Consider the following 24,074-nt stretch of genomic DNA (forward strand, 5'->3'; position numbering starts at 1 on the left):
CTCGGTAATACGGTATGAACTGTTTATATCGTTTAGCCTGTTGCGCGCTTATTCTGCGCGGTTAGTCCGATCTCTCGATGAAAACCAGGTGGCGCTCCGCTCCCAGCCTGGGCACCTGCAGGGGCTCCACTTTGGCCACCTTCCATTCGGCCGGCAGCCTTTGCTGCTCGTCCTGTGGCGCCACCCCTTTCAAGGCGATGTAGCGGCCCTGCTCCGCCAGCAGGTGCGAAGACCAGTTGACGAAATCGGACAGGTCGGCAAACGCGCGCGAGGTGATGACGTCGAATTTGTCGCTCACCGCCAGTTCCTGCACCTTCATCGTGTAGATGCTGACGTTTGCCAGGCCCAGCTGCGCCTTCACCTGCGTGAGGAAGGCGGTTTTCTTGTGCACGGTGTCGATCATGGACACTTTCATGTCCGGGCGTGTCACCGCCAGCACGATGCCGGGCAGGCCGCCGCCCGCACCGACGTCCAGCACATTCTTTGCGCCGGCGAAGGCTGGGACTGCGGCCAGCGAATCGAGCAGGTGGTGGGTCACCATCTGCATCGGGTCGCGCAGCGAGGTCAGGTTGTACACCGAGTTCCACTTGAACATCAGTGCCAGGTAATCCAGCAGCTGTTCCTGCTGGCTTGGCGAGACGTCGAGCTTCATCTCGGCGATGCCCTCCCCCAGTACCTGCGCCAGGCTGTTGCGGTCGAAATTCTTCATTCGGCCGTTTCCTCGCTCGGTACATTCGTAAAGCCCTTGGCGCCGCGTTTTTTCAGGTGCACCAGCAACAGCGAGATGGCGGCCGGGGTCACACCGGAAATGCGCGAAGCCTGGCCCAGGGTTTCCGGACGCTGTTTATCGAGCTTCTGGCGGACCTCGATCGACAGCGCCTGGATCTCCAGATAGTTCAGGTTTTCCGGCAGTTTGAGGTTTTCGTAATAGTCGTGGCGTTCCACCTCGCGCGCCTGGCGATCGATATAGCCCGAATATTTCAATTGAATCTCGACCTGCTCCTTCACTGCCGGATCTTCCACGCCCGGACCGGCCAGCGCCTGCCCCTCATTGCCCTGCATCGTCATCAGCTTGTCGTACTCGACACCCGGACGGCGCAGCAGATCCGCCAGGTTGTACTCGCGTTCGATGGCCTGGCCGATCACGCGCTCGGACTCGGCCACCGCCAGGATGCGGGGGTTGACCCAGGTGGCGCGCAGGCGTTCCAGCTCCAGCGCCACGGATTCGCGCTTGCGCTCGAAGGCTTCCCACTGCGCGTCGCCGACCACGCCCAGCTTGCGGCCGATCTCGGTCAGGCGCATGTCGGCATTGTCTTCACGCAGCGACAGGCGGTACTCGGCACGGCTGGTGAACATCCGATACGGCTCGGCCACGCCCTGGGTCGTGAGGTCGTCGACCAGCACGCCGAGGTAGGCTTCCGAGCGGCCCGGGGTCCAGGCTTCTTTGCCCTGGGTCTGCAGCGCGGCATTGATACCGGCCAGCATGCCCTGCGCCGCGGCTTCTTCGTAGCCGGTGGTGCCGTTGATCTGGCCGGCAAAAAACAGGCCCCCGATGGCCTTCGTTTCCAGCGAGGCTTTGAGGCCGCGCGGGTCGAAATAATCGTATTCGATCGCATAGCCCGGGCGCAGAATGAATGCGTTTTCCAGGCCGCGCATCGAACGTACCAGGGCCAGCTGCACGTCGAAGGGCAGGCTGGTCGAGATCCCGTTCGGATAAAACTCATTGGTGGTCAGACCTTCCGGCTCGAGGAAGATCTGGTGTGATTCCTTGGAGGCGAAGCGGTGGATCTTGTCCTCGATCGACGGGCAATAGCGCGGACCGACCCCTTCGATGACGCCGGTGTACATCGGGCTACGGTCCAGGCCGTTGCGGATGATGTCGTGGGTTTGCGCATTCGTGTGCGTGACCCAGCACGGCACCTGCTTCGGGTGCATGGCCGCATTGCCCATGTACGAGAACACCGGCACCGGATCGAGGTCGCCCGGCTGTTCAGCCATGGCCGCGAAGTCGATGCTGCGGCCGTCGATGCGCGGCGGCGTGCCGGTTTTCAGGCGGCCCTGCGGCAGTTTCAGCTCTTTCAAGCGCGCGGACAGCGATACCGCCGCCGGGTCGCCGGCGCGGCCGGCCGTGTAATTCTGCAGCCCGACGTGGATCTTCCCGTCGAGGAAAGTACCGGCCGTCAGGACCACGGCGCGGGCGCGGAACTGCAGGCCGATCTGGGTGACGGCGCCAACCACGCGCTCGCCTTCGACCATCAGGTCGTCGACCGACTGCTGGAACAGCCACAAATTCGGCTGATTTTCCAGGCGCGAACGGATTGCCGCCTTGTACAGCACGCGGTCGGCCTGGGCGCGGGTCGCGCGCACGGCAGGGCCCTTGGACGAGTTCAGGATGCGGAACTGGATGCCGGCTTCGTCGGTGGCGATCGCCATCGCGCCGCCCATGGCGTCGACTTCCTTGACCAGGTGGCCCTTGCCGATACCGCCGATCGACGGGTTGCAGGACATCGCACCGAGGGTTTCGATGTTGTGAGTAAGCAATAGGGTCTTTTGACCCATGCGTGCAGACGCGAGCGCCGCTTCGGTGCCGGCATGGCCGCCGCCAACGACGATCACGTCGAATTCTGTCGGAAATAACATGATGGAATGTGCTGCGAGGAGAGTTAAGCAGCGATTATAGATTCTTTTTTCCGTCCGGCTTCGCCTAGGGGTCGAAAACGACAGAAATTGTTTCACGTGAAACCATTTTGAGGTAGTGTATTTGTTCCTCAACGACACGCGGAAGCCCCGTGCGCCCATCGCTTTCAAACACTTCACTGCCCCTTCCCTCCGACGCCCTCAGCCACGCGTGCACCACGCTCAGCCACTTCAACTACGAACTGCAGGGCGGCCGCTGCGTTCCTTTACGGTAGGGGTTCGCGTCGCCTGATCTTGACAAGGGAACGCTGCATTCGCCACGCGCCTTGAAGAAGCGCTTGGTAGGGACGGTGACAGGTCTTATTGCACAAGAAGAAGTATTCTTAGAATTCGATGCCGGCGGTGTGCTTGATGGCTCGCTTGTTTGGGGTCTCGTTGTCGGCCCCCAGAACTAGGCCCCGATTTGCCTCAAGACCAGAGCACCAATAAGAAAAGTCGCATTTAGCGCCCTTTCTCCGTATCTGGGCTCTTGCCCAGGTGTCATTCCGTCGCGTAGCGCAGTGCATCCTCCAGCGACCGCAAATCCGCCTGCATGGCATCGTTCGCTTGCCTGGCCGCTACCTGCTCCCGCTTCGTCATTACCAAGCTGACCAGTTTGGTCTTTGCCGGTTCATAGACGCTCGCCAGTACGCCGAGCGCGAAGAAACCATGTGCACGTCGAAATACCTCGCTCCTCGGGTCAGCAAGATCCGGGTTGTCATGCATCCAGACCAAGCATTCCAAGGCCTTGGCGAAATCGCCCGCTGTAACGGCGTCTGCCGATTCCTTGAATGTGTCCGCTAAATTTCTCATATTCACTCCCATAAAAACGCACTCGTTGCTGAGAGAGTGCCGTCATTACAGAGCTAGTGATTACCAAGCGAAACGCCAAAAGTTAAGCCACGACCAGTCATTACTGAAGCAGCTGTCCTTGCATTTCCAATAATACTCCGTAGCCTTATCATTACGCTTCTTCCACGTTTCAAAGTTATTGGGCGCAATAATAAGGCAGTATTGCCCCATATTTTGGGTCGCGGGCTTTCATACATTTTGTATGCAGTCCTGAGGGTTTTCACCGGGCGGATTTCGAACGTCGCCTTCGCCGGACGGCATCGGCGCTTCGTCAGGCAACGCGATACGATATCAACGCCGCCGCCGCCAAAGCCGCCGCCGCCCCAATCTTCGGGCTGCGGGGTATCTTCGACGATGATGGTGCAAGTCGCGTCGTCATCGGTCCCGACGCAGTAATTGGACGCACCGCGATTGCGAAGCGCGGCAATGCCGTCCTGAATTGCCATGAATGATGTAAGGCGCGTCGGCTTGTTTTGGACGCGGAATTTTACTCGCGCGCTTGTGTCGCTCGTCAGGCCGAGCAATGTGCCGTTCGGGCCGTAGGACGCCTTGATATACCTGCCGTCAGTGTAGACGACGCCGGAAAATTTGCCGGACTCGTATTGGTAGGTTCCGACGACATCGTTTTGGCCGATTTCCTCCGCCAGCTGCCCGTTTTGGTAGCCATACCGCGTCACGCCGTTTTTATCGGTCCGCATCAGCAGCCTGCCGCGTACGGCGAAATACTTGGGCCGCAGATCGACCTTCTTCGGCGTGGTTTGCGGCGCAGCCCCCCGCGGGAACGTCATCTGCTGCGCGACGACTGGCGCAGTCAGCACAGCCAAGGTGACGGCCCCTGCTGCCGTTATGAACCATTTCAACATGTTGGCCTCATGATAGGTTAGGAACGCGCTCGCCATACGAGGCGAAGCAACCCATTTTAGGTAAGGCTCATGCCGATAGCTTGGGCGACGCCATGCCGCCGCTAGACGTAGCTCAACAGTTCCCCGACTGTAGCACGTTGCGTTTATCGATCCTTGTGACGCCGTCAATCCAGCACGATAAGGACATACTGTTTCACGTGAAACATTACCAGCCTAAGTGCCTGAAAGAGTCGTAGGCTGTCTTTACAATCAATGCCGATACCACAACCAGGAACAGCTTGCGCACGAATCCGCTGCCATGCTTCAACGCCAGCCGGGTGCCGATCAGCGAGCCGCCGACCTGGAACACCGCCATCACGGCCGCCAGCTTCCAGATCAGGTGGCCACTGTAGCCGAACCAGATCAGCGCCGAGATATTGCAGGCGACGTTCACGATCTTCGCCGCCACCGAGGCGCCGAGAAAATCGAAGCCGAAGAAACGCACGAACATGAAGATCAGGAAGCTGCCCGTACCCGGGCCAAAGAAGCCGTCATAAAAACCGATGGCGGCGCCGACGCCCATGGCCAGCAGACGTTCCGTCATGCCGCTGTGGACCGGCGCGTGCACCGAACCGAAATCCTTCTTTTTGAAGGTGTAGACGGCAACCGCCAGCAGGATCACCGGCAGCAGGCTGCGCACGAAATCGGCCGGCACACGGGTCACGGTCCAGGCGCCGACGAAGGCCAGCGCAAAGGCGGCCGCCGCGGCAGGTGCGGCAGTGCCCCACGCCACCGGCACCCGGCGCGCATATTTGAAGGCCGCAACCGAAGTCCCACATACCGACGCCAGTTTATTGGTCCCGATCAGCGTGGCCGGCACTTCTTTCGGGAACACGGCAAAGATGGCCGGAATCTGAATCAGGCCTCCCCCTCCCACCACAGCATCGACGAGACCGGCAAGAAAGGCCGCGCAGGCCAGGACGACGAGGTCAAACATGGGAACAAATGCAATCGGAGGGAAACCGCCATTGTACGGTAACGGAACACGGCAGCTGGTGTAAGCTTGAGAAAACACAACATCATCAGGAGACGCCCACGATGAGCACCCTCATTCCCGCATTCAGCTTCAGCACGGTTTCCAGCATCGTGTCCGAACCCGGCGCCGCGCTGCGCCTCGGCCAGTTCGTTGCCGAGCGCTTTCCGGGCGTGCGGCGGGTGCTGGTGGTGACCGATCCGGGCTTCCTGCGCACCGGCCTGGCCGAGCCGCCGCGCGCCAGCCTGGAGCGCCATGGCATGACGGTGAGCGTGTATTCGGACGTCATGGCCGATCCTCCGGAAGCCGTGGTCGAGGCGGCGGCCGCGTTCGCGCGCCAGCACGGCAGCGAACTCGTGATCGGCCTGGGCGGCGGCAGCTCGATGGACGTGGCCAAGCTGGTCGCCGTGCTGGCGGGCAGCGAACAGCCGCTGGCGGAGATGTATGGCATCGGCAAGGTCAGCGGCAATCGGCTGCCTCTGGTCCAGGTACCGACCACCGCCGGCACCGGTTCCGAGGTCACGAACATCGCCATCGTCACCACCGGCGAGACCACCAAGATGGGTGTCGTGTCGCCCCAGCTGTATGCGGACCTGGCCCTGCTCGACGCCCGCCTGACGGTCGGCCTGCCGCCGGTAGTCACCGCCGCCACCGGCATCGACGCCATGGTACATGCGATCGAAGCCTATACCAGCCGCCACAAGAAGAATCCGCTGTCCGACATGCTGGCGCGCCAGGCGCTGTCCCTGCTGTCGGCGAACATCGTCAAGGCCTGCGAAAACGGCCACGACCTCGATGCGCGCCAGGCCATGCTGCTGGGCGCCTGCCTGGCCGGCCAGGCCTTCTCCAATGCGCCGGTGGCGGCGGTGCACGCGCTGGCCTATCCGATCGGCGGTATTTTCCATGTGGCGCACGGGCTGTCGAACTCCCTGGTCTTGCCACATGTGCTGCGTTTTAACTTGCCGGCGGCGAGCGGGCATTATGCGGAACTGGCCGGCATCGTCGTGCCGCACGCCAGTGGCAGCGAGGAAGCCCGGGCCCAGGCCTTGATTGTTGCGATGCAGCAGATCGCCAAGATCACCGGCGTGGAGACGACCTTGCAGCAGGTCGGCATCGTCGAACGCGACCTCGACCGGCTGGCCGACGATGCGATGCTGCAGACCAGGCTGCTGGGGAACAATCCGCGCGAACTGACGCGGGAGGATGCGCGCGCCATCTACGCGGCGGCCTTGTAGGCAGGCTTAGAACGTACTCTGCGGCTTCTTGGCGCCGAGGAAATCCAGCAGCAGCGTGTTCACCTTGTCGTGCGCCGTCAGCTGCAGCCAGTGGTCGGCGTCGCGGATCCGTTCGAAGCGGAATTCGCCGTCGACGTAATGGGCGGAGTCGCGCATCTGCTTTTCTCCCAGCGCCGGATCGCGCTCGCTCCAGATGCCCATCACCGGAACTTTTACGCGTGGCAAAGCTTGTGGCAGCGCCAGCTTCATGTTGGCGCGGTAGTAGTTCAGCGCGGCCGTCAGGCGGCCCGGCGGGTCCAGTTCGCGCTTCCAGAAATCGGCCTGTCCCGGCTCGCTGGTGAACTGGCGCAGCGCGAACCAGTCGGCGGCCCGCAGCGTGTGCTCGGCAACACCGGGCATGCAGAACAAGGGCACATAGGCCATGCGCATGTGCTGCAGGATGCCGGCATGAGCAATTGCCGAGGGGTGGCCGGTCGACATCGCCACGAAGCGGTCGATGCGCGTGGGCGCCATTGCCGCCAGTTGCCAGCCGATGATGCCGCCCCAGTCGTGGCCGACCAGGTGCACCTTGTCGATCTTGAGGGCGTCCAGCAGGCCGAGCACGTCCGCGCGCAGCTTTTCCAGCGTGTAGTCGAGCACGTGGGGCGGCGCATCGGTGCGGCCGTAGCCGCGCAGGTCGGGCGCGATGACGCGGAAACCCGCGCTGGCTAGCACCGGCACCTGCTTGCGCCACACGAGATGGGTGTCGGGAAAACCGTGCAGCAGCAGGATCGCCGGCCCCTGCCCGCTCGAGGTGGCGTGCATGTAGATGCCGTTCGTGTTCACCATGAGGGATTCGTCGACCACGGCCACCTCCTCTGACTTACGCTGCTTTTTCCTTGCGCCTGGCGGCATCGAAGCGGGCGGCGATCTCGCCGACGATGCCGCGCCGGAACAGCAGCACGCATGCGACAAAGATCAGCCCGGTAACGATGCCCACCGATTCGCCCAGTGACGCGAACCATTCTACATGCGTCGTCTCGGCGAGGAAGTTCCCTACGTCGCCGAGCTTGTTTTCGAGGGCGACCACCAGGAAGGCGCCGAGGATCGGTCCGGCTAAGGTGCCCATGCCGCCCACCAGGGTCATCAGGATGACGAGGCCGGACATGGTCCAGTGCACGTCGGTCAGGGTCTCGAAGCCCAGCACAATCGTTTTTAAGGCCCCTGCAAGGCCCGCCAGGGCCGCGGAGAGGACGAAGGCGAGCAACTTGACCCGATCCACCTCATAGCCCAGGGAAACGGCTCTGGGCTCGTTTTCGCGGACCGCCTTCAGCACCTGGCCGAAGGGCGAGTGAACGATGCGCACGATCAGCGCGAAACCGGCCACGAACAGCGCCAGCACCACGTAGTACATCGTCAAATCGTTGCCGAGGTCGAGCACGCCCAGCAGTTTCCCGCGCGGCACGCCTTGTAAACCATCCTCGCCATGGGTGAACGGTGCGCGCAGGGCGCCGAAGTAGACCATCTGGGCCAGCGCCAAGGTGATCATCGAAAAGTAGATGCCCTGGCGCCGGATCGCGAGCAGCCCGATCACCAGGCCGATCAGGCCGGCCACCAGCACGCCGAGCAGGATGCCGGCCTCGAAGGGCAGCCCCAGCGTCGTGAGCGTATAGCCGGCCACATAGCCGGCGCCGCCAAAGAAGGCGGCATGGCCGAAGGACAGCAGGCCGGTGTAGCCGATCAGCAGGTTGAACGCGCAGGCGAACAGGCCGAAGCACAGCAGCTTCATCAGGAACACCGGGTAGCCGACGAAGGGGGCAATCACGGCAAGCGCCAGGGCGATCAGGTAGCCGGTTTTCCTGTTCATCTATTTCTCCTTGCCGAACAGGCCGGCCGGGCGCAGCAACAGCACGATCACCATCACCACGAACACCACCACCTCGGACGCCTCCGGATAAAACACCCGGGTCAGGCCCTCGATCACGCCCAGGCCCAGTCCGGTGACGATGGAGCCGAGGATGGAGCCCATGCCGCCGATCACCACCACCGCGAATACGACGATGATCAGATTCGATCCCATCAGCGGCGTGACGTTGATGACGGGCGCCGCCAGCACCCCGGCAAAGCCGGCCAGGGCGACGCCGAAGCCATAGGTGAGCGTCACCATCAGCGGCACGTTGACGCCGAAGGCTTCGACCAGCTTCGGGTTCTCGGTGCCGGCGCGCAGGTAGGCGCCCAATCTGGTCTTTTCGATGACGAACCAGGTCGCCAGGCAGACGCTCAGCGAGGCCAGCACAACCCAGGCCCGATAATTCGGCAGGATCATGAAGCCGAGGTCGGTGGCGCCGGCGAGCGCCGCCGGCACCTCCAGGGTCTGCCCCGACACCCCATAAAACGAGCGGAACACGCCTTCCAGCAGCAAGGTGATGCCGAAGGTCAGCAGCAGGCCGTACAGGTGGTCCAGCTTGTACAGCCAGCGCAGCATGGTCTTTTCGACCAGGATGCCGAACACGCCGACCAGCAGCGGCGCCAGCACCAGCATGACCCAGTAGTTCAGGCCGAAGGCGGTGACGCCGATGTAGGCGGCGAAGGCGCCCATCATGTACAGCGCGCCATGCGAGAAATTGATGACGTTGAGCAGGCCGAAGATTACGGCCAGCCCCAGCGACAGCATCGCATAGAAGGAGCCGTTGACCAGCCCCAGCAGGAGCTGGCTCATCATGGCCTGCATGGCCTACATCCTCACTTCCAGGCCGCGCACTTGGTCTCGGCCTTGGCCGTGTAAGCCTGGGCGCCCGGGATCGTAGCCACCACCTTGTAGTAGTCCCACGGTCCCTTCGATTCCTTCGGCGTTTTCACTTGCATCAGGTACATGTCGTAGACCATGCGGCCGTCCGGGCGGATCTCGCCGTTCTTGGCGAACATGTCGTTGATCTTCGTCTTGCGAAGCTGGGCCATGATCTTGTCGGCATCGTCGCTGCCGACCGCCTTCACCGCGTTCAGGTAGTTGGTGGTGGCCGAGTAGTCGGCCGCCTGCAGCATCGAGGGCTGCTTCTTCATCTTCGCGAAGTAGCGCTTGGACCAGGCGCGGGTCTGGTCGTTCTGGTCCCAGTACCAGCCGTCGGCCAGATACAGGCCCTGGGTCGTGTTCAGGCCGAGGGTGTGGATATCGTTGATGAACACCAGCAGGCCGGCCATCTTCATGCTCTTGGTCAGGCCGAATTCGTTGGCGGCTTTCATCGAGTTGATGAAGTCGCCGCCGGCATTGGCCAGGCCCAGCACCTGGGCTTTCGAGGACTGCGCCTGCAGCAGGAAGGACGAGAAGTCGGAGGCGGACAGCGGGTGCTTGACGCTGCCGACGACGGTGCCGCCGTTGGCCTTGATGATGGTGGTGGCATCCTTTTCCAGCGACTGGCCGAAGGCATAGTCGGCGGTCAGGAAGTACCAGGACTTGCCGCCCTGCTTGATCATGGCGGGCGCGGCCACGCGCGCCAGCGCCACGGTGTCGTAGGCGTAGTGCACGGTGTAGGGCGAGCACTCCTCGTTGGTCAGCCTGGCCGAGCCGGCGCCGATGGCGATGAACACTTTCTTCTTCTCTTGCGCAACCTTGGCCATGGCCAGGCTGGCGCCGGAATTGGTGCCGCCGATCAGCATGTCGACGCCCTGCTGGTCGAACCATTCACGGGCCTTGCTGGCGGCGATGTCCGCCTTGTTCTGGTGGTCGGCCACCATGAACTGGATCTTCTTGCCGTTCACGGCACCGCCCATGTCGGCGATCGCCATGCGCACGGCTTCGGCGCCACCGTTGCCGTCGATGTCGGAATAGACGCCGGACAGGTCGGTGATCATGCCGATCTTGATGGTGTCGCCCGAGACCTGGGCCTGGGCGTTGAAGGACAGGGCCGCGGTGGCGGCGAGGGCGATGGCGGTGCGTTTCATGGGCTGTGGTCTCCGTTTAAAAGATGTTGTTCATACGCCGAGCAGCTCGGTCAATTCCGGCATGCTGGCCTGCAGCTCGGCCGCGCGGACCGTTTTCACGATCCGGCCGTGTTCCATCACATAGAAGCGCTCCGCCAGCGGCGCGGCGAAGCGGAAATTCTGTTCCACCATCACGATCGTGTAGCCCCTGGCTTTCAGGGTCACGATCATGCGGGCCAAGGCTTGCACGATGACGGGCGCGAGGCCCTCCGAGATCTCGTCCAGCAGCAGCAATCTAGCGCCGGTGCGCAGGATGCGCGCCACCGCCAGCATCTGCTGCTCGCCACCGGACAGGCGCGTGCCCTGGCTGTGGCGGCGCTCGTAGAGGTTGGGGAACATCTCGTAGATCTCGTCCAGCGTCATGCCGGCCGCCCTGCCCTGCGACGCCGCCAGCACCGGCGGCAAGAGCAGGTTTTCCTCCGCCGACAGCGAAGAGAAAATGCCGCGCTCTTCCGGGCAATAGCCGACACCCAGGTGGGCGATCTTGTAGGTCGGCAGGCCGATCGCCTCGACGCCATGGATGCGGATCGAGCCGCGCCGGGCGCCGGTCAGGCCCATGATGGCGCGCAGGGTGGTGGTGCGGCCGGCGCCGTTGCGGCCCAGCAGGGTCACGACCTCGCCTTCGTTCACGGACAGGCCGACCTCGTGCAGGATGTGCGATTCGCCGTACCAGGCCTGCAAATTTTGAATTTCCAGTGCCGCGGCCATTAGTGCGCTCCCTGCAGCGGCGCTTCGGTGCCCATGTAGGCTTCCAGCACCTGCGGGTTGCGGGACACTTCGGCGTAGCTGCCCTCGGCCAGGATGGCGCCGCGCTGCAGTACCGAGATGCGGTCGCAGATGCCGGACACCACGTTCATGTTGTGCTCGACCATCAGGATGGTGCGCCCTGTGGACACTTTCTTGATCAGTGCCGTCACGCGGTGTACGTCTTCGTGGCCCATGCCCTGGGTCGGCTCGTCGAGCAGCATCAGTTCCGGCTCCATGCCGAGGGTCGTGGCGATCTCGAGCGCGCGCTTGCGGCCATACGGCAGGTCGGCGGTGAGCATGTCGGCAAAGCCGCCCAGGTCGACCTCTTCCAATAAAGCCATGGCGCGCTGGTTTAATTGATCGAGGCTGCGCTCGCTGCGCCAGAACTGGAAGCTGGTGCCGAGTGCGCGCTGCAGGCCGATGCGCACATTCTGCAGCACCGTCAGGTGGGGAAACACGGCCGAGATCTGGAAGGAGCGGATGATGCCCATGCGGGCGATCTGGGCGGGCCGGAATTTGGTGATGTCCTCGCCGTTGAACAGGATCTGGCCGGAAGTCGGCACCAGGAACTTGGTCAGCAGATTAAAGCAGGTGGTTTTACCCGCGCCATTCGGGCCGATGAGGGCGTGGATATGGCCGCGCTGCACCTGCAGGTCCACGCTGCTGACGGCCGTGAATCCCTTGAATTCCTTCGTCAGCTTGCGGGTTTCCAGGATAACGTCCGGCATGACCTCTCCATCGACGAGTGTGATATGAGTGGAAAACTTTCCAAATCTTACACATTTTCGGGAATCGCCACGATACAACACATCGTTTGCGCTGGCGCCCGTGTCACATCTGCGTCAGCGCAAACCGATTGTGCATTTTTGTTCAGCGATGGTCCTGTTGTGCCAGCAGTTGTGCCGTTTTCTCGGCAATCATCAGGGTCGGCGAGTTCGTGTTGCCGGAGGTAATAAAAGGCATGATGGAAGCGTCGACCACGCGCAGCCCCTGCACGCCTTTGACGCGCAATTCGCTGTCGACCACCGCCAGCGGATCGTCGAGCTTGCCCATCTTGCAGGTGCCGACCGGGTGAAAAATCGTGGTGCCGATCAGGCCGGCCGCTTCGGCCAATTCTTCTTCCGTCCGGTAGTTCGGGCCCGGCTTGAATTCCTCGGGCCGGTACTTCGCCAGCGCGGGCGAGGCGACGATGCGGCGCGTCAGCGCCAGCGCGCGCGCCGCCACCCGTTTGTCCTCGGGCGTGCTGAGGTAGTTGGGCGTGATCTTCGGCGGCGCGTAGCTGTCGTTCGCGGCGATGCGCACGTGGCCGCGCGAGGTGGGACGCAGGTTGCAGACGCTGGCGGTGAACGCCGGAAAACCGTGCAGCGGGTCGCCGAATTTTTCCAGCGACAGCGGCTGCACGTGGTATTGCAAATTCGGCGTGGCCTGGCTGTCGTCGGAGCGGGCGAAGGCGCCCAGCTGGGACGGCGCCATCGACATCGGCCCGCTCTGGAACAGCATGTACTGCAGGCCGATTTTCGCCTTGCCGAACCAGCTCGCCGCCGTCGTGTTCAGCGAAGGCGCGCCGGTGATCCGGTACACCATGCGCAGCTGCAGGTGGTCCTGCAGGTTTTCGCCCACGCCGGGGGCATCGACCAGCGGCTGGATGCCGTGCCTGGCCAGGCTGGCGGCCGGTCCGATGCCGGACAGTTGCAGGATGGTCGGCGAGCCGATCGCGCCGGCGGCCAATAAAGTTTCGCGGCGTGCGGTGGCCGTGAAAGCGCGGCCGCCGCCGGTGAACTGCACGCCGCGGCAGCGCTTACCGTTTTCGCCTGCGTCAATCAACAGTTTTTCGACGTGGCAGCCGGTCATGATGGTGAGATTCGGCCGTTGCGACGCCGGTCTCAGAAAGGCCTTGGCGGTGTTCAGGCGGATGCCGCGGCGCTGGTTGACTTCGAAATAGGCGCAGCCGGCGTTATCGCCGCCATTGAAATCGGCGATTTTTGGGATGCCGTTTTCGCTGGCAGCTTCCCGGAAGGCGTCCAGGATTTCCCAGGACAGGCGCTGGCGCTCCACTCTCCATTCGCCGCCGCTGCCGTGGATGTCGCTGGCGCCGCCATGGTGGTCTTCGCTCTGCCGGAACAGCGGCAGCACGTGTTCCCAGCGCCAGGAAGAATCGCCGCTGAGCTCGGCCCAGCGGTCGTAATCGCCGGCCTGGCCACGCATGTAGATCATGCCGTTGATCGAGGACGAACCGCCAAGCACTTTGCCACGAGGGTAGATCAGCGCGCGTCCGCCCAGGCCGGGCTCGAGCTCGGTGCGGAACAGCCAGTCGGTGCGCGGATTGTCGATGCAGTAGAGGTAGCCGACCGGGATGTGGATCCACAGGTAATCGTCCTTGCCGCCGGCTTCGATCAGCAAGACCTGGACGTCCGGTTTTCTCGTGAGGCGATTCGCAAGTACGCAGCCGGCAGTCCCGGCGCCCACGATGATGTAGTCGTATTCCCCTGCCGATTCCACGCACGCCCTCCGATCCTGGATACGGTGATGCTTCGTTTGGGCAAGCTTACCAGAACGTCAATCCTTAGGCACTGTGGATAAGCTTCTGCATATCCACAGGTACCGATTGTGCGGAACGCGTCGTTTTCGCACAGGCCGAATTTTTATCCATTTTTTCCCTCAGGCAAACGCAAGGCAAGTGCACTGCCTTATGCGGAAGGTAAACTGCTGATCTTGTGGACAAAACCGGGCTTATCCACAGATGAGCACCACCGTTAACTACTACCACTATTCAATAAACAAGCTTTAGTTGTAAACCTGACGAACTGGTTTCAAATCACGGCCTCGCCGAAAAAAAATTTTCGACTTCGGCCAGGGCCGGCACTCCTCTGCTCTCTCTGCTTCGACCACCAACCTGGCAAGTTCTGCTTATCACTGGATCGCTAAAAAAATTTTCGGACTCCGGCAAGGCCGCCGACGTCGACCCAGCCACGACCTCGACCCTGCTTGCAAACGGCCAAAAACGCCCTGGCAAGCGGCAAACCACCCGCCTCTGTGGACAAGCCCATGAATATCCACAGGATCGAATGTGCGAAACCGGGCGACTTGAACACAGCCATTTTTTTGTCCAGTTAACGTCCCTGCCAGACGCAAGCCTTGTTCAGCAGTTTGAAAAGCACGTAAACCCTTGAGCTTGTGGAGAAAATCCAGCTTATCCACAGATCGGCAGGCGTTTACTATCACTACCAATTTATATATCTATTCAAGTTAACTAATACAAAGAAACGGCCTCGCGTGGAAAACCGGGCCCGTCAAAGCAGTACCTGGCCGATACCAAGGCCAACACTGCTCGAAGGTTTTTTTGTCTACAGGAAGAAAGTGGAACAGCCGAGACCGGCGCAAGGAAGAACGCCGGCTGTCTGCCGACGATAGGATGTGATCGCTGGATACCGGTCGCTGAACTGTATGCAAACAGACAAGTTCAGCAGCCTCAAACCCTGCAAAACCAGCGCGTCTGTGGAAAAACGCCTGCATATCCACAGCAGCAAATGTGCAGAAGCCCCTTTTTTGCTCGCCCAAGCGTTTTTGTCCAAGTTCCGTTCAGCTTGGATACAATGTTTTTCCAGCTCATCCGGCAGCACGTAAACCGTTGACGCTGTAGACAAATCTCGTCTTATCCACAGCAAACTGCGCGTTTACTATCTACTACCAGTTTTTATATACATCTTGTTTTATTAAACCACTGAGCTGCAAAACCGCTTCCACACCGCCCTGAAGGGCCATCCAGGACCAGAAAAACATGCGATTAGGGATCATCAGTGCCTTGCACGAAGAACAGCAGGGGCTCGTAGAAGCCATGGAGAGGCCCTACAAGCTCATCCATGGCATGCGTGAGTACTGGACAGGGAAACTCTGGGAAATCGACGCTGTGTGCGTTTTATCGCGTATAGGCAAGGTTGCAGCTGCCATGACAGCCACCACGCTTGTGGAGAAGTTCGGTGTTACCCACATCCTGTTTACGGGTGTCGCCGGTTCCGGAGACGTTTCCGTGCGTGTCGGCGACATCGTGGTGGCCGAAAACCTGGTCCAGCACGACATGGATGCGAGTCCGCTGTTTCCGCGTTATGAAGTGCCGCTGACGGGTTTGAGCCACTTTGCCAGCGATCGCCAGATGGCGCTGGAATTGACGCATGCCGCCCAGCGCTTCCTCGAGCTCGAGTTCGACAAAGCCATCGATCCCCAGGAAAGGGCCGCATTCGCGCTGCAGGCGCCGCGGGTGCACCGTGGCCTCGTCGGTAGCGGGGACCAGTTCGTCAGCCACAGGGAGCGCATACAGGCCCTCAGCGGGGCATTGCCCGGCTTGCTGGCGGTGGAAATGGAAGGTGCTGCGGTGGCGCAGGTGTGTTTCGAGCTCGGCATCCCCTTCGGCGTAATCCGCACGATTTCGGACAATGCCAATGAAAACGCGGCCACCGACTTCATGCGCTTCGTGAAGTCGGTGGCCGCGCGCTATGCCTTTTATGTCGTCAGGCAGTTCTGTGCGCAGTTGCGGGCGGCTCAGGCCAGCAGGGTGTCAGCCGGCACGTAGTCGTAGCCCAGATCCTTGGCCACGGCCGCATACGTCACCTTGCCCTGGCAGACGTTCAGGCCGTTTTTCAGGTGCGGATCGTCGCGCAGCGCCTGCCGCCAGCCTTTGCTTGCCAGCGCCACCGCGTGACCGATGGTGGCGTTGTTCAGGGCGAAGGTCGAGGTCCGGGCCACCGCGCCCGGCATGTTCGCCACGCAGTAGTGCACCACGCCGTCGACCACGAAGGTCGGATCGGCGTGCGTGGTGGCATGCGAAGTCTCGAAGCAGCCACCCTGGTCGATCGCGACGTCGACCACGACTGCCCCCTTCTTCATGCGCGACACCATGCTGCGGGTCACCAGCTTCGGCGCCGCCGCACCCGGCACCAGCACGCCGCCGATCACCAGATCGGCCGACAGTACCGCTTCCTCGATCGCATGGGCATTCGAGTACAGGGTCGATATCCGGTTGCCGTAAACCAGGTCCAGCTGGCGCAGGCGGTCGACGTTCTTGTCCAGCACCGACACGCGGGCACCGGTGCCGACCGCCATCTGCAGCGCATTGGTGCCGACCACGCCGGCGCCGATGATCACCACGTGCCCCGGCGCCACGCCCGGGACGCCGCCCAGCAGCAGGCCCATGCCGCCCTTCGATTTTTCCAGGTGGCTGGCGCCGGCCTGAATCGACATGCGCCCCGCCACCTCGCTCATCGGCGCCAGCAGCGGCAGCCCGCCGCCAGGGCCGGTGATGGTTTCGTAAGCGATGCAGATGGCACCCGACTTCACCAGCGCCGCGGTCTGTTCCGGATCCGGCGCCAGGTGCAGGTAGGTGTACAGGATCTGGCCTTCGCGCAGCATCGCGCACTCCTGCGGCTGCGGTTCCTTGACCTTCACGATCATCTCCGCGCGCTCGAAAATCTCCTTTGCAGTGGCGACGATGCTGGCGCCCGCCGTCGTGTATTGCTCATCCGACAAACCGATCTCTGCGCCGGCGCCGGCCTGCACCAGCACCTGATGCCCGCGCGTCACCAGTTCGTGGACGCTGGGCGGCGTCAGGCCGACCCGGTATTCGTGGTTTTTGATTTCCTTCGGAACGCCTACTAGCATGTCTTCCTCCAAGTTGAACAACTCAAACGACTGCTCATGTGAAAACCGGGGCATGCGCCCCGGTCATTTCTTCTTATGATTACAAGCTCAGCGTCATCAGGCTTGCGTTACCGCCAGCCGCCGTCGTGTTGACGCACAAGGCCCGCTCGGCCACCAGCCGCCACAGGGCGACCGGCTGATCCGCCCGGGTATCGACGATGCCGACGATGGCGCCGGTGCGGGCCGCCAGTTTCGCTTGCAGATTTCCTTTCATACCGCTTTCCACCATCGCCATCTGGATGTCCAGGCTGTCCAGCTCGGCCTCGCCGACGAAGCGTACGCGCTCCTTCACTTCCGGCGGCAGGCTGCCCAGCACCTGGTCGCGCGAATCGGCCAGCACCAGCGCGCGGTTGCCGGTCACCAATACCGCCGCCAGCTGGTTCAGCAGGCCTTTGACGTCGCTGGCCGCGCACAGGATGGCGCCGCGCGGGGTAAAACTCAGCACGTTGCGCTCGCCGGTCGGGCCTGGCAAGTCGATGCTGACGCCGTCCAGCGTGGTGTTGGTATAGCCCTCGGCCAGCACGGCGACGTCGCCGTGGCCGTTCGCCTGCATCCAGCCCATCAGGCCATCCAGCGCCGCATTGCTGTGGCGCGCGCGCTGCAGCAGCGGCAGGGCAGCCTTTTGCAGGCGTTTCAGGTAGAGCGGACCGCCGGCCTTCGGACCGGTGCCCGATTTACCCTCGCCGCCGAAAGGCTGGACGCCGACCACGGCGCCGACGATGTTGCGGTTCACGTAGATGTTGCCGACGTGGGCGCGCGAGGTGATGAAATCGATGGTTTCGTCGATGCGCGAGTGCACGCCCAGGGTCAGGCCGTAGCCGGTGCCGTTGATGGTGTCGACCACCTTGCCGAGATCCGCGCGGTGGTAGCGCACGATGTGCAGCACCGGGCCGAAGACTTCGCGCTGCAGTTCCGCCATCGAACCGATTTCCAGCACGGTCGGCGGCACGAAGGTGCCCTGCGCCGTCAAGGCGGCCGGCAGCTCCAGTGCGAAATACTGTTTGGCGCTGGCTTTCGTGCGTTCGATGTGGGCCAGCAGGTTCTGCTGGGCTTCGCGGTCGATCACCGGGCCGATGTCGGTGGCCAGGCGGTCCGGCACGCCGACGCGCAGTTCCTGCATCGCGCCCTTCAGCATCTTGATGGTTTTATCGGCGATGTCTTCCTGCAGGAACAGCACGCGCAGGGCCGAGCAGCGCTGGCCGGCGCTGTCGAAGGCGGAGCTCAGTACGTCCTGCACCACCTGCTCCGGCAGCGCCGAGGAATCGACGATCAGCGCATTCTGGCCGCCGGTTTCGGCGATCAAGGGGATGTCGCAGCCTTCGGCGACTGCGCGCTTGGCCAGCGTGCGGTTGATCAGCTGCGCAACTTCGGTCGAACCCGTGAAAATCACGGCCTTGACACGCGAGTCGGCGGTGAGGGCGGCGCCGACGGTTTCGCCGCGGCCCGGCAGCAGCTGCAGCGCGCCGGTCGGCACGCCGGCTTCGTGGAACAGCTGCACGGCGCGGTGCGCGATCAGCGGGGTCTGCTCGGCCGGCTTGGCCAGCACCACGTTGCCGGCGGCAAGGGCGGCAGCGACCTGGCCCGTGAAAATGGCCAGCGGGAAGTTCCAGGGGCTGATGCAGGTCACCGCGCCCAGCGCCCTGGCATCGCCCTCTTCGCGGATTTCATTCGCGTAGTAGCGCAGGAAATCGACCGCCTCGCGAATCTCGGCGATGGCGTTCGGCAGCGATTTGCCGGCTTCGCGCACGGCCAGGGCCATCAGCTCGCCCATGTTCTGCTCGAACAGGTCGCCGACTTTTGCGACGATGTCGGCGCGGGCGCTCGCGCCCAGGCCTTCCCAGGCCGGGAAAGCGTTGGCGGCGGCCTGCAGCGCGGTGTCGACGTCGCCGACCGTCGCTTCGGTCACCTGGCCGACGATATCGGCCGATTGCGCCGGGTTGATCACATTGATCGCGCCCACGGCGTCCAGCGGACCGTCGACCAGCGGCGCCGCCAGGTAATGGCGCGGGGTACCGAGGTTCTCAGCCAGTGCGCGCAGCACGTTTTCGTTGGCCAGGTCCAGGCCGGCGGAGTTCTTGCGCCCTAGGCCGAACATGTCCAGCGGCAGCGGAATGCGCGGGTGCGGCTGGCACTTGGCGGCGCGCGCCTGCTCGAAGGGATCGGCCAGCAGGGTGTCGATCGGCACGCTCTCGTCGACGATCTGGTTCACGAACGAGGAGTTGGCGCCGTTTTCCAGCAGGCGGCGCACCAGGTAGGCCAGCAGGGTCTCGTGCGAACCGACCGGCGCGTAGATGCGGCAGGCTTTACCGAGATTCTCGGCGCCCACGACCTGGTCGTACAGGGTTTCGCCCATGCCGTGCAGGCACTGGAACTCGTAATTCGAGACGCCATCGGCCTTGGCCCAGGTGTAGATCACGGACAGGGTGTGCGCATTGTGGGTGGCGAACTGCGCGTAAATCACGTCGGTGGCTTTCAACAGCTTCTTCGCGCAGGTGAGGTAAGAGACGTCCGTATAAACCTTGCGCGTATAGACCGGGTAGCCGGGCAGGCCGTCGACCTGGGCACGCTTGATCTCGGCATCCCAGTAGGCGCCTTTGACGAGACGCACCATGAACTTCTGGCCGCTGCGGCGCGCCAGGTCGACCACGTAGTCGATCACGAAGGGGCAGCGTTTCTGGTAGGCCTGCACCACCAGGCCGATGCCCTCGAAGCCGGCGAGTTCCGCGTCGAAGGCCAGCGCTTCCAGCATGTCCAGCGAGATCTCGAGGCGGTCGGCTTCCTCGGCGTCGATGTTGATGCCGATGTTGTATTGCTTCGCCAGCAGCACGAGTTTGCGCACGCGCGGCAGCAGTTCGCCCATCACGCGGGCGTGCTGGGCGCGGCTATAGCGCGGGTGCAGGGCCGACAGCTTGATCGAGATGCCGGGGCCATCCTTGATGCCGCGGCCGTTCGAGGCCTTGCCGATCGCGTGGATCGCGGCTTCGTAGGAAGCGTAGTAATTCTCGGCATCCAGCTCGGTCAGGGCGGCTTCGCCCAGCATGTCGTAGGAATAGCGGTAGCCGCGGGTTTCGTTGTCGCGGCTGTTTTTCAAAGCTTCATTGATCGTCTGGCCGGTCACGAACTGGTTGCCCAGCATGCGCATCGCCATGTCGACGCCCTTGCGGATCAGCGGTTCGCCGCCCTTGGCGATCAGGCGGGTCAGCGCCGAACCGAGACCCTTTTCGCTGCTGCTCGAGACCAGCTTGCCGGTGATGAGCAGGCCCCAGGTGGCGGCGTTCACGAACAGAGAAGGCGATTCGCCCAGGTGCTTCTTCCAGTCGCCCTTGCTGATCTTGTCGGCGATCAGGCGGTCGGCGGTATCGGAATCCGGAATACGCAGCAGCGCCTCGGCCAGGCACATCAGGGCCACGCCCTCTTCCGACGACAGCGAGAATTCGTGCATCAGCGCGTCCACGCCCGAGGAGCGGGTGCGTTTTTCGCGCACGGCGGAGACCAGGCGGTGCGCCAGCATGTAGGCGTCGGCCGAGGCAGCGGCGCCTTGCGCCAGCAGCCATTCGACGGCCGTGGTTTCGTCGCGGCGGTAGGCGGCCGTGATGGCGGCGCGCAACGGCGTCTGCTCGCGTCGGGTTTCCGCCTGCAGGGCGTCGAAGGGAACGAAGGTGATGGCCGGGGTGGCGGCAATGTTCATGGAAGCTTTGTCAAAAAAGTAAATAGGCAGCCCACATGGCGAAAGCGCCGGTCCATCGGTGATGGCCGGCGCAAGCGACGATGTGTGTACATGAATTCGATTGTAGAGGGAAATCTTCTGGATTAATTCTGTTTTTACAGAAGACTAGCAATAGATAGTTTTTGGTGAGAGAATTTCACCAAATAATATTTATAGTGGAGAGCGACAAACATGCTGGACAAGATCAGCAAGAAAATCCTTGCCGAGTTGCAGAGCGACGGGCGAATCAGCAACGTCGAGTTGGCCGCACGCGTCAATCTGTCGCCCGCGGCCTGCCTGGAGCGGGTGCGCAAGCTGCACGAGTCCGGCTACATCATGGGTTACACGGCCCAGCTGAACCCCCAGCTGCTGGACGTGTCGCTGCTGGTCTTCATCGAAGTGGTGCTGGACCGCACCACGCCCGAAGTGTTCGACGCCTTCAAGCAGAGCGTCCAGCTGATTCCGGAAGTACTGGAGTGCCATATGGTGGCCGGCGGCTTCGACTACTTGGTCAAGGCGCGGGTGAAGGACATGGCGGCTTACCGTGAATTCCTCGGCAAAACCTTGCTGCAGAAAGGGGTGCGCGAAACGCACACCTATGCGGTGATGGAAGAGGTCAAGAACACGACCAAGCTGCCGATCAAATAAAAAACCCCGCCTCGGCGGGGTGTCGCTTTTTAAGCAATCTTCTCCATCTTCTCGGTCATCTCCGACTTCTGCGGCAGCGTCTTCTGCGCCGTCATCGACAGCTGTTCGAGATTGGTGCGCAGCCAGCGATGCGCCGGGCTGCGGCCATCGCGCTCGTGCCACAGCATGTCCAGGTGCACGGCCGGCAGCTGGAAGGGCAGTTCGCGCCACACCAGGGTATCTGCGGCGCCGGTCGAGGCGATCAGGTGGCGCGGCAGCACCGTCACCAGGTCCGAATTCGCAACCACCCGGCCGGCGGTGAAGAACTGGTTCACGGTCAGCAGGATGCGGCGCTCGCGGCCGATCTGGGCCAACGCCTCGTCGACCAGGCCGTGTGCACGGCCCGAAAAACTCACCAGCAGGTGGTCCGCATTGCAATAGGCGTCCAGGTCCAGCTTGTCCTTGGCCAGCGGATGATTCTTGCGCATCACGGCCACGTATTCGCCCGAATACAGGCGCTCGTGCCGGATCGGCGAGCCGGTTTCATACGACAGCTGGGCCGCCACGCCGGGGAAGAAGCCGACCGCCAGGTCGATGTCGCCGCGCAGCAGCATCGGCCGCGGTTCGCGCGTGGTCAGCGGCACCATGCGGATGTTCACGCCCGGCGCTTCCTTTTCGATCGAGCGCACCAGGGACGGCAGCCACAGCGCCGCCGTCGCGTCCGCCATTGCCAGGCGGAAGGTGGCCTGGGCCTTGGAGACATCGAAGGTTTCCGGCATCACGGCCGCTTCCAGCGCGGCCAGCGCCTGGCGCACGGCCGGCCATAGCGCTTCCGCGCGCGGGGTCGGCTTCACACCGTAGGCGGTACGGATCAGCAGCTCGTCGCCGAGGCTTTCGCGCAGGCGCTTGATGGCGTTCGACACCGCGGGCTGGGTCATGGCCAGGTGGCCGGCGGCGCGGGTCAGGTTTTGCTCGGTCATGACGGCGTCGAAGACGCGGAGCAGGTTCAGGTCAAGCGTGAGGAAGCTCATGGGATCCGTTCGGGGGCAGCATTGTTCGGGTTGCGGCTAGTGTACCCGATTTCCATTCACGATCAATATAAGGACCATCAGAAAACGTGATTAGATTTATATGTTGCGTTGCACTATAGTTACATGGAACCTTAACATCAAACATTTTCCCACGCTTAAAGAGCCTTAAATCAGCCATGTCCTTCACTGCTACCCTGTTCCAGGACCCGATGACGGCAGTACCATTCATGCAGCTCTTGATCAGCATGGTGCAGCTGACCCTGCTGGGCGCGGTCCTGATGTTCTTCCGCCCCCTGTTGATCGGCATCGCCCGCGCGCTGGTGCTGGTGGTGCGCCCCCGTCCGACCAAGGACGAGCTGGCCGCACGCCGCAAACTGCGCCTGGCGCAGCAGGCCGCCGCCGCCGTCACCGGCAGCCCAGAGGTCCGCGCACTGCGTTCCTGATCAAGATTTAGACCGTCTTTCTCCTTGAACGGCGTCCCGACAACGGGCGCCGTTTTTTTTCGTCCGTTTTCCCCCTCTATTCGCCGTCGCCCCGCCAGACACGAGCGGGAATGAAGAATCGCCGTCGACTTCCGGTCGCTCGGCTTTTCAGGAGATTTTATGACCAATCGATTTAACAATTAGTCGCTATCGTATGCGATGTGCATGAAATCGAATATTGATTGATATGCAGGATGAATGCATATTGATGAGTTTTAGCTCTGTAATGGATGGAATTAAGCAGATTATTGCAGGTCAGTCTGACGCGCCCCAAGATCGCAGGTGAAGTTCATAAGGAAAGCAGGAACACATCATATTGATGAATCTTATTGATGAGATATCGATATGAAGAACGAAGTTCAACAATAGTCGCTCAGTATGGATGAGTAATCGTCACATCGATCGAATCGAACGCACAAGCCGCCAGAGCCTTCGCAGGCCCAGATGGGGCCCCACCCCTCCCAAAAATCCGGCCCTCACGCAGTCAAAAATCAGGGCGAAAAAAAACGCGACGCCGGTTGCCCGGGGCCGCGTTAAACCAGGATGCCGAGGAATTACATTACTTGGCTTCGCCGAGCAGGGCCGGCTTCAGCGACTTGTCGACCGGCTTGTCGCCCAGCCAGATGCGCAGGATGGCGTTATAAAAATTCACGTCCGGAATCGGCTCGCCCAGCTTCTTGCCGTTCAGCTCAGCCTGGGTACCGGTGCCCGGGATCCAGTCCAGGTGCAGCACATCGCCCTTCTTGATCGCGTCGACCGAGGCGAACAGCTCGCCCATCTTGCCGATCTGGGCCACGATCTTCTGCTTTTCGCCCTTGTCCAGGTTTTCGTTCAGGCCATCCATGAAGGCCTTGCCGAATTCTTCGGAGCTCAGGTCGCGCGCCATCTGCAGGGTCACGCGGCGCGGGCCTTCCAGTTTGAGGATCTCGGCGGTGGCGTTTTTCTTTTCCGGCAGGTAGAGGCCGGCGGCATACACCTTGAACATCAGCTTGGTGCGCATGCCGGCGCCGTTCAGTTTGAGGTCCTTGCCGGCGACCTTGGCGGTGTCCTCGAACTTGTAGCCGTTGACGTCGACCGAGGCCTGGGCCGGCAGGCTGACGGCGGCCGCCAGCAGGGCGCCGGCCATCATGCCCTTGACGACGAGCCTGCGGGCGAAGGAAGTGGTGAAGGTGGAAGTCATGTCTGTGTCTCCTCT

General features: G+C 62.4%; 20 protein-coding genes. 4 read left to right on the top strand and 16 right to left on the bottom strand.

All coding sequences use genetic code 11. The features are described 5' to 3' along the window. Window positions 1-61 precede the first annotated feature (61 nt). The 5 genes from rsmG to AC07PE_RS17080 form a co-directional block, all read right to left on the bottom strand. The gene (gene rsmG / locus AC07PE_RS17060) at window positions 62-709 is read right to left on the bottom strand and encodes a 16S rRNA (guanine(527)-N(7))-methyltransferase RsmG (RefSeq protein ID WP_498766542.1); all 648 of its coding nucleotides are present in this window, start codon (window positions 707-709) and stop codon (window positions 62-64) included. Continuing rightward, entirely contained in the window at window positions 706-2,640 is a 1,935-nt protein-coding gene (gene mnmG, locus AC07PE_RS17065; protein ID WP_498766544.1) for a tRNA uridine-5-carboxymethylaminomethyl(34) synthesis enzyme MnmG, read from the bottom strand. The genes rsmG and mnmG overlap by 4 nt, the downstream gene beginning before the upstream one ends. Before the next feature lie 537 nt (window positions 2,641-3,177). Next, the gene (locus AC07PE_RS17070; protein WP_498766546.1) at window positions 3,178-3,489 is read right to left on the bottom strand and encodes a hypothetical protein; all 312 of its coding nucleotides are present in this window, start codon (window positions 3,487-3,489) and stop codon (window positions 3,178-3,180) included. 53 nt (window positions 3,490-3,542) lie between these two features. Beyond that, window positions 3,543-4,391, bottom strand: a complete 849-nt coding sequence (locus AC07PE_RS17075) for a hypothetical protein (protein WP_498766548.1) — start codon at window positions 4,389-4,391, stop codon at window positions 3,543-3,545. A gap of 205 nt (window positions 4,392-4,596) precedes the next feature. Further along, on the bottom strand, window positions 4,597-5,367 hold the full coding sequence (locus AC07PE_RS17080; RefSeq protein ID WP_498766550.1) for a TSUP family transporter: 771 nt from the start codon (window positions 5,365-5,367) through the stop codon (window positions 4,597-4,599). 113 nt (window positions 5,368-5,480) lie between these two features. Here AC07PE_RS17080 and AC07PE_RS17085 point away from each other — a divergent pair, with 113 nt between their 5' ends. Continuing rightward, window positions 5,481-6,638, top strand: coding sequence for an iron-containing alcohol dehydrogenase (locus tag AC07PE_RS17085; RefSeq protein ID WP_498767130.1), 1,158 nt, complete (start codon window positions 5,481-5,483; stop codon window positions 6,636-6,638). A gap of 6 nt (window positions 6,639-6,644) precedes the next feature. Here AC07PE_RS17085 and AC07PE_RS17090 read toward each other — a convergent pair whose 3' ends face one another. The 7 genes from AC07PE_RS17090 to AC07PE_RS17120 all read right to left on the bottom strand — a co-directional run bounded on the left by AC07PE_RS17090 (window position 6,645) and on the right by AC07PE_RS17120 (window position 13,841). Next, complete coding sequence (locus tag AC07PE_RS17090; RefSeq protein ID WP_498766552.1) at window positions 6,645-7,484, bottom strand: alpha/beta fold hydrolase; 840 nt, start codon at window positions 7,482-7,484, stop codon at window positions 6,645-6,647. 16 nt (window positions 7,485-7,500) lie between these two features. Beyond that, entirely contained in the window at window positions 7,501-8,484 is a 984-nt protein-coding gene (locus tag AC07PE_RS17095) for a branched-chain amino acid ABC transporter permease (RefSeq protein ID WP_498766554.1), read from the bottom strand. Continuing rightward, window positions 8,485-9,348 (bottom strand): branched-chain amino acid ABC transporter permease, encoded by an 864-nt coding sequence (locus AC07PE_RS17100; protein ID WP_498766556.1) that lies wholly within the window; start codon window positions 9,346-9,348, stop codon window positions 8,485-8,487. 11 nt (window positions 9,349-9,359) lie between these two features. Then, the gene (locus tag AC07PE_RS17105; RefSeq protein WP_498766558.1) at window positions 9,360-10,556 is read right to left on the bottom strand and encodes an ABC transporter substrate-binding protein; all 1,197 of its coding nucleotides are present in this window, start codon (window positions 10,554-10,556) and stop codon (window positions 9,360-9,362) included. Between the two features lie 30 nt (window positions 10,557-10,586). Next, a complete protein-coding gene (locus AC07PE_RS17110; RefSeq protein WP_498766560.1) occupies window positions 10,587-11,303 on the bottom strand; it encodes an ABC transporter ATP-binding protein in 717 nt (238 codons plus the stop codon). Further along, the gene (locus AC07PE_RS17115; protein WP_498766562.1) at window positions 11,303-12,070 is read right to left on the bottom strand and encodes an ABC transporter ATP-binding protein; all 768 of its coding nucleotides are present in this window, start codon (window positions 12,068-12,070) and stop codon (window positions 11,303-11,305) included. The genes AC07PE_RS17110 and AC07PE_RS17115 overlap by 1 nt, the downstream gene beginning before the upstream one ends. Window positions 12,071-12,212: 142 nt before the next feature. Then, window positions 12,213-13,841, bottom strand: a complete 1,629-nt coding sequence (locus tag AC07PE_RS17120) for a GMC family oxidoreductase (RefSeq protein ID WP_498766564.1) — start codon at window positions 13,839-13,841, stop codon at window positions 12,213-12,215. Between the two features lie 1,279 nt (window positions 13,842-15,120). Between AC07PE_RS17120 and AC07PE_RS17125 the strand changes: the two genes are divergently transcribed. After that, window positions 15,121-15,909: a 5'-methylthioadenosine/adenosylhomocysteine nucleosidase gene (locus AC07PE_RS17125; RefSeq protein ID WP_498766566.1), complete on the top strand. Its 789-nt coding sequence runs from the start codon at window positions 15,121-15,123 to the stop codon at window positions 15,907-15,909. Here AC07PE_RS17125 and ald read toward each other — a convergent pair. Both ald and putA read right to left on the bottom strand, forming a co-directional pair. Further along, window positions 15,879-16,994, bottom strand: a complete 1,116-nt coding sequence (ald, locus tag AC07PE_RS17130; RefSeq protein WP_498766568.1) for an alanine dehydrogenase — start codon at window positions 16,992-16,994, stop codon at window positions 15,879-15,881. The genes AC07PE_RS17125 and ald overlap by 31 nt on opposite strands. A gap of 79 nt (window positions 16,995-17,073) precedes the next feature. Continuing rightward, window positions 17,074-20,721, bottom strand: coding sequence for a trifunctional transcriptional regulator/proline dehydrogenase/L-glutamate gamma-semialdehyde dehydrogenase (gene putA / locus AC07PE_RS17135; RefSeq protein ID WP_498766570.1), 3,648 nt, complete (start codon window positions 20,719-20,721; stop codon window positions 17,074-17,076). 210 nt (window positions 20,722-20,931) lie between these two features. Between putA and AC07PE_RS17140 the strand changes: the two genes are divergently transcribed. Next, window positions 20,932-21,387, top strand: a complete 456-nt coding sequence (locus tag AC07PE_RS17140; protein ID WP_036171419.1) for an Lrp/AsnC ligand binding domain-containing protein — start codon at window positions 20,932-20,934, stop codon at window positions 21,385-21,387. Window positions 21,388-21,416: 29 nt separating this feature from the next. Here AC07PE_RS17140 and AC07PE_RS17145 read toward each other — a convergent pair whose 3' ends face one another. Then, window positions 21,417-22,397: a LysR family transcriptional regulator gene (locus tag AC07PE_RS17145; protein WP_498766573.1), complete on the bottom strand. Its 981-nt coding sequence runs from the start codon at window positions 22,395-22,397 to the stop codon at window positions 21,417-21,419. 176 nt (window positions 22,398-22,573) lie between these two features. Between AC07PE_RS17145 and AC07PE_RS17150 the strand changes: the two genes are divergently transcribed. Beyond that, complete coding sequence (locus tag AC07PE_RS17150; RefSeq protein WP_498766575.1) at window positions 22,574-22,840, top strand: hypothetical protein; 267 nt, start codon at window positions 22,574-22,576, stop codon at window positions 22,838-22,840. A gap of 598 nt (window positions 22,841-23,438) precedes the next feature. On the opposite strand, the gene AC07PE_RS17155 is transcribed toward AC07PE_RS17150, so the two are convergent. Further along, a complete protein-coding gene (locus AC07PE_RS17155; protein WP_498766577.1) occupies window positions 23,439-24,059 on the bottom strand; it encodes a chalcone isomerase family protein in 621 nt (206 codons plus the stop codon). Window positions 24,060-24,074: the final 15 nt, after the last annotated feature.

Source organism: Telluria sp. GW821-FHT07G12 (assembly GCF_059418525.1).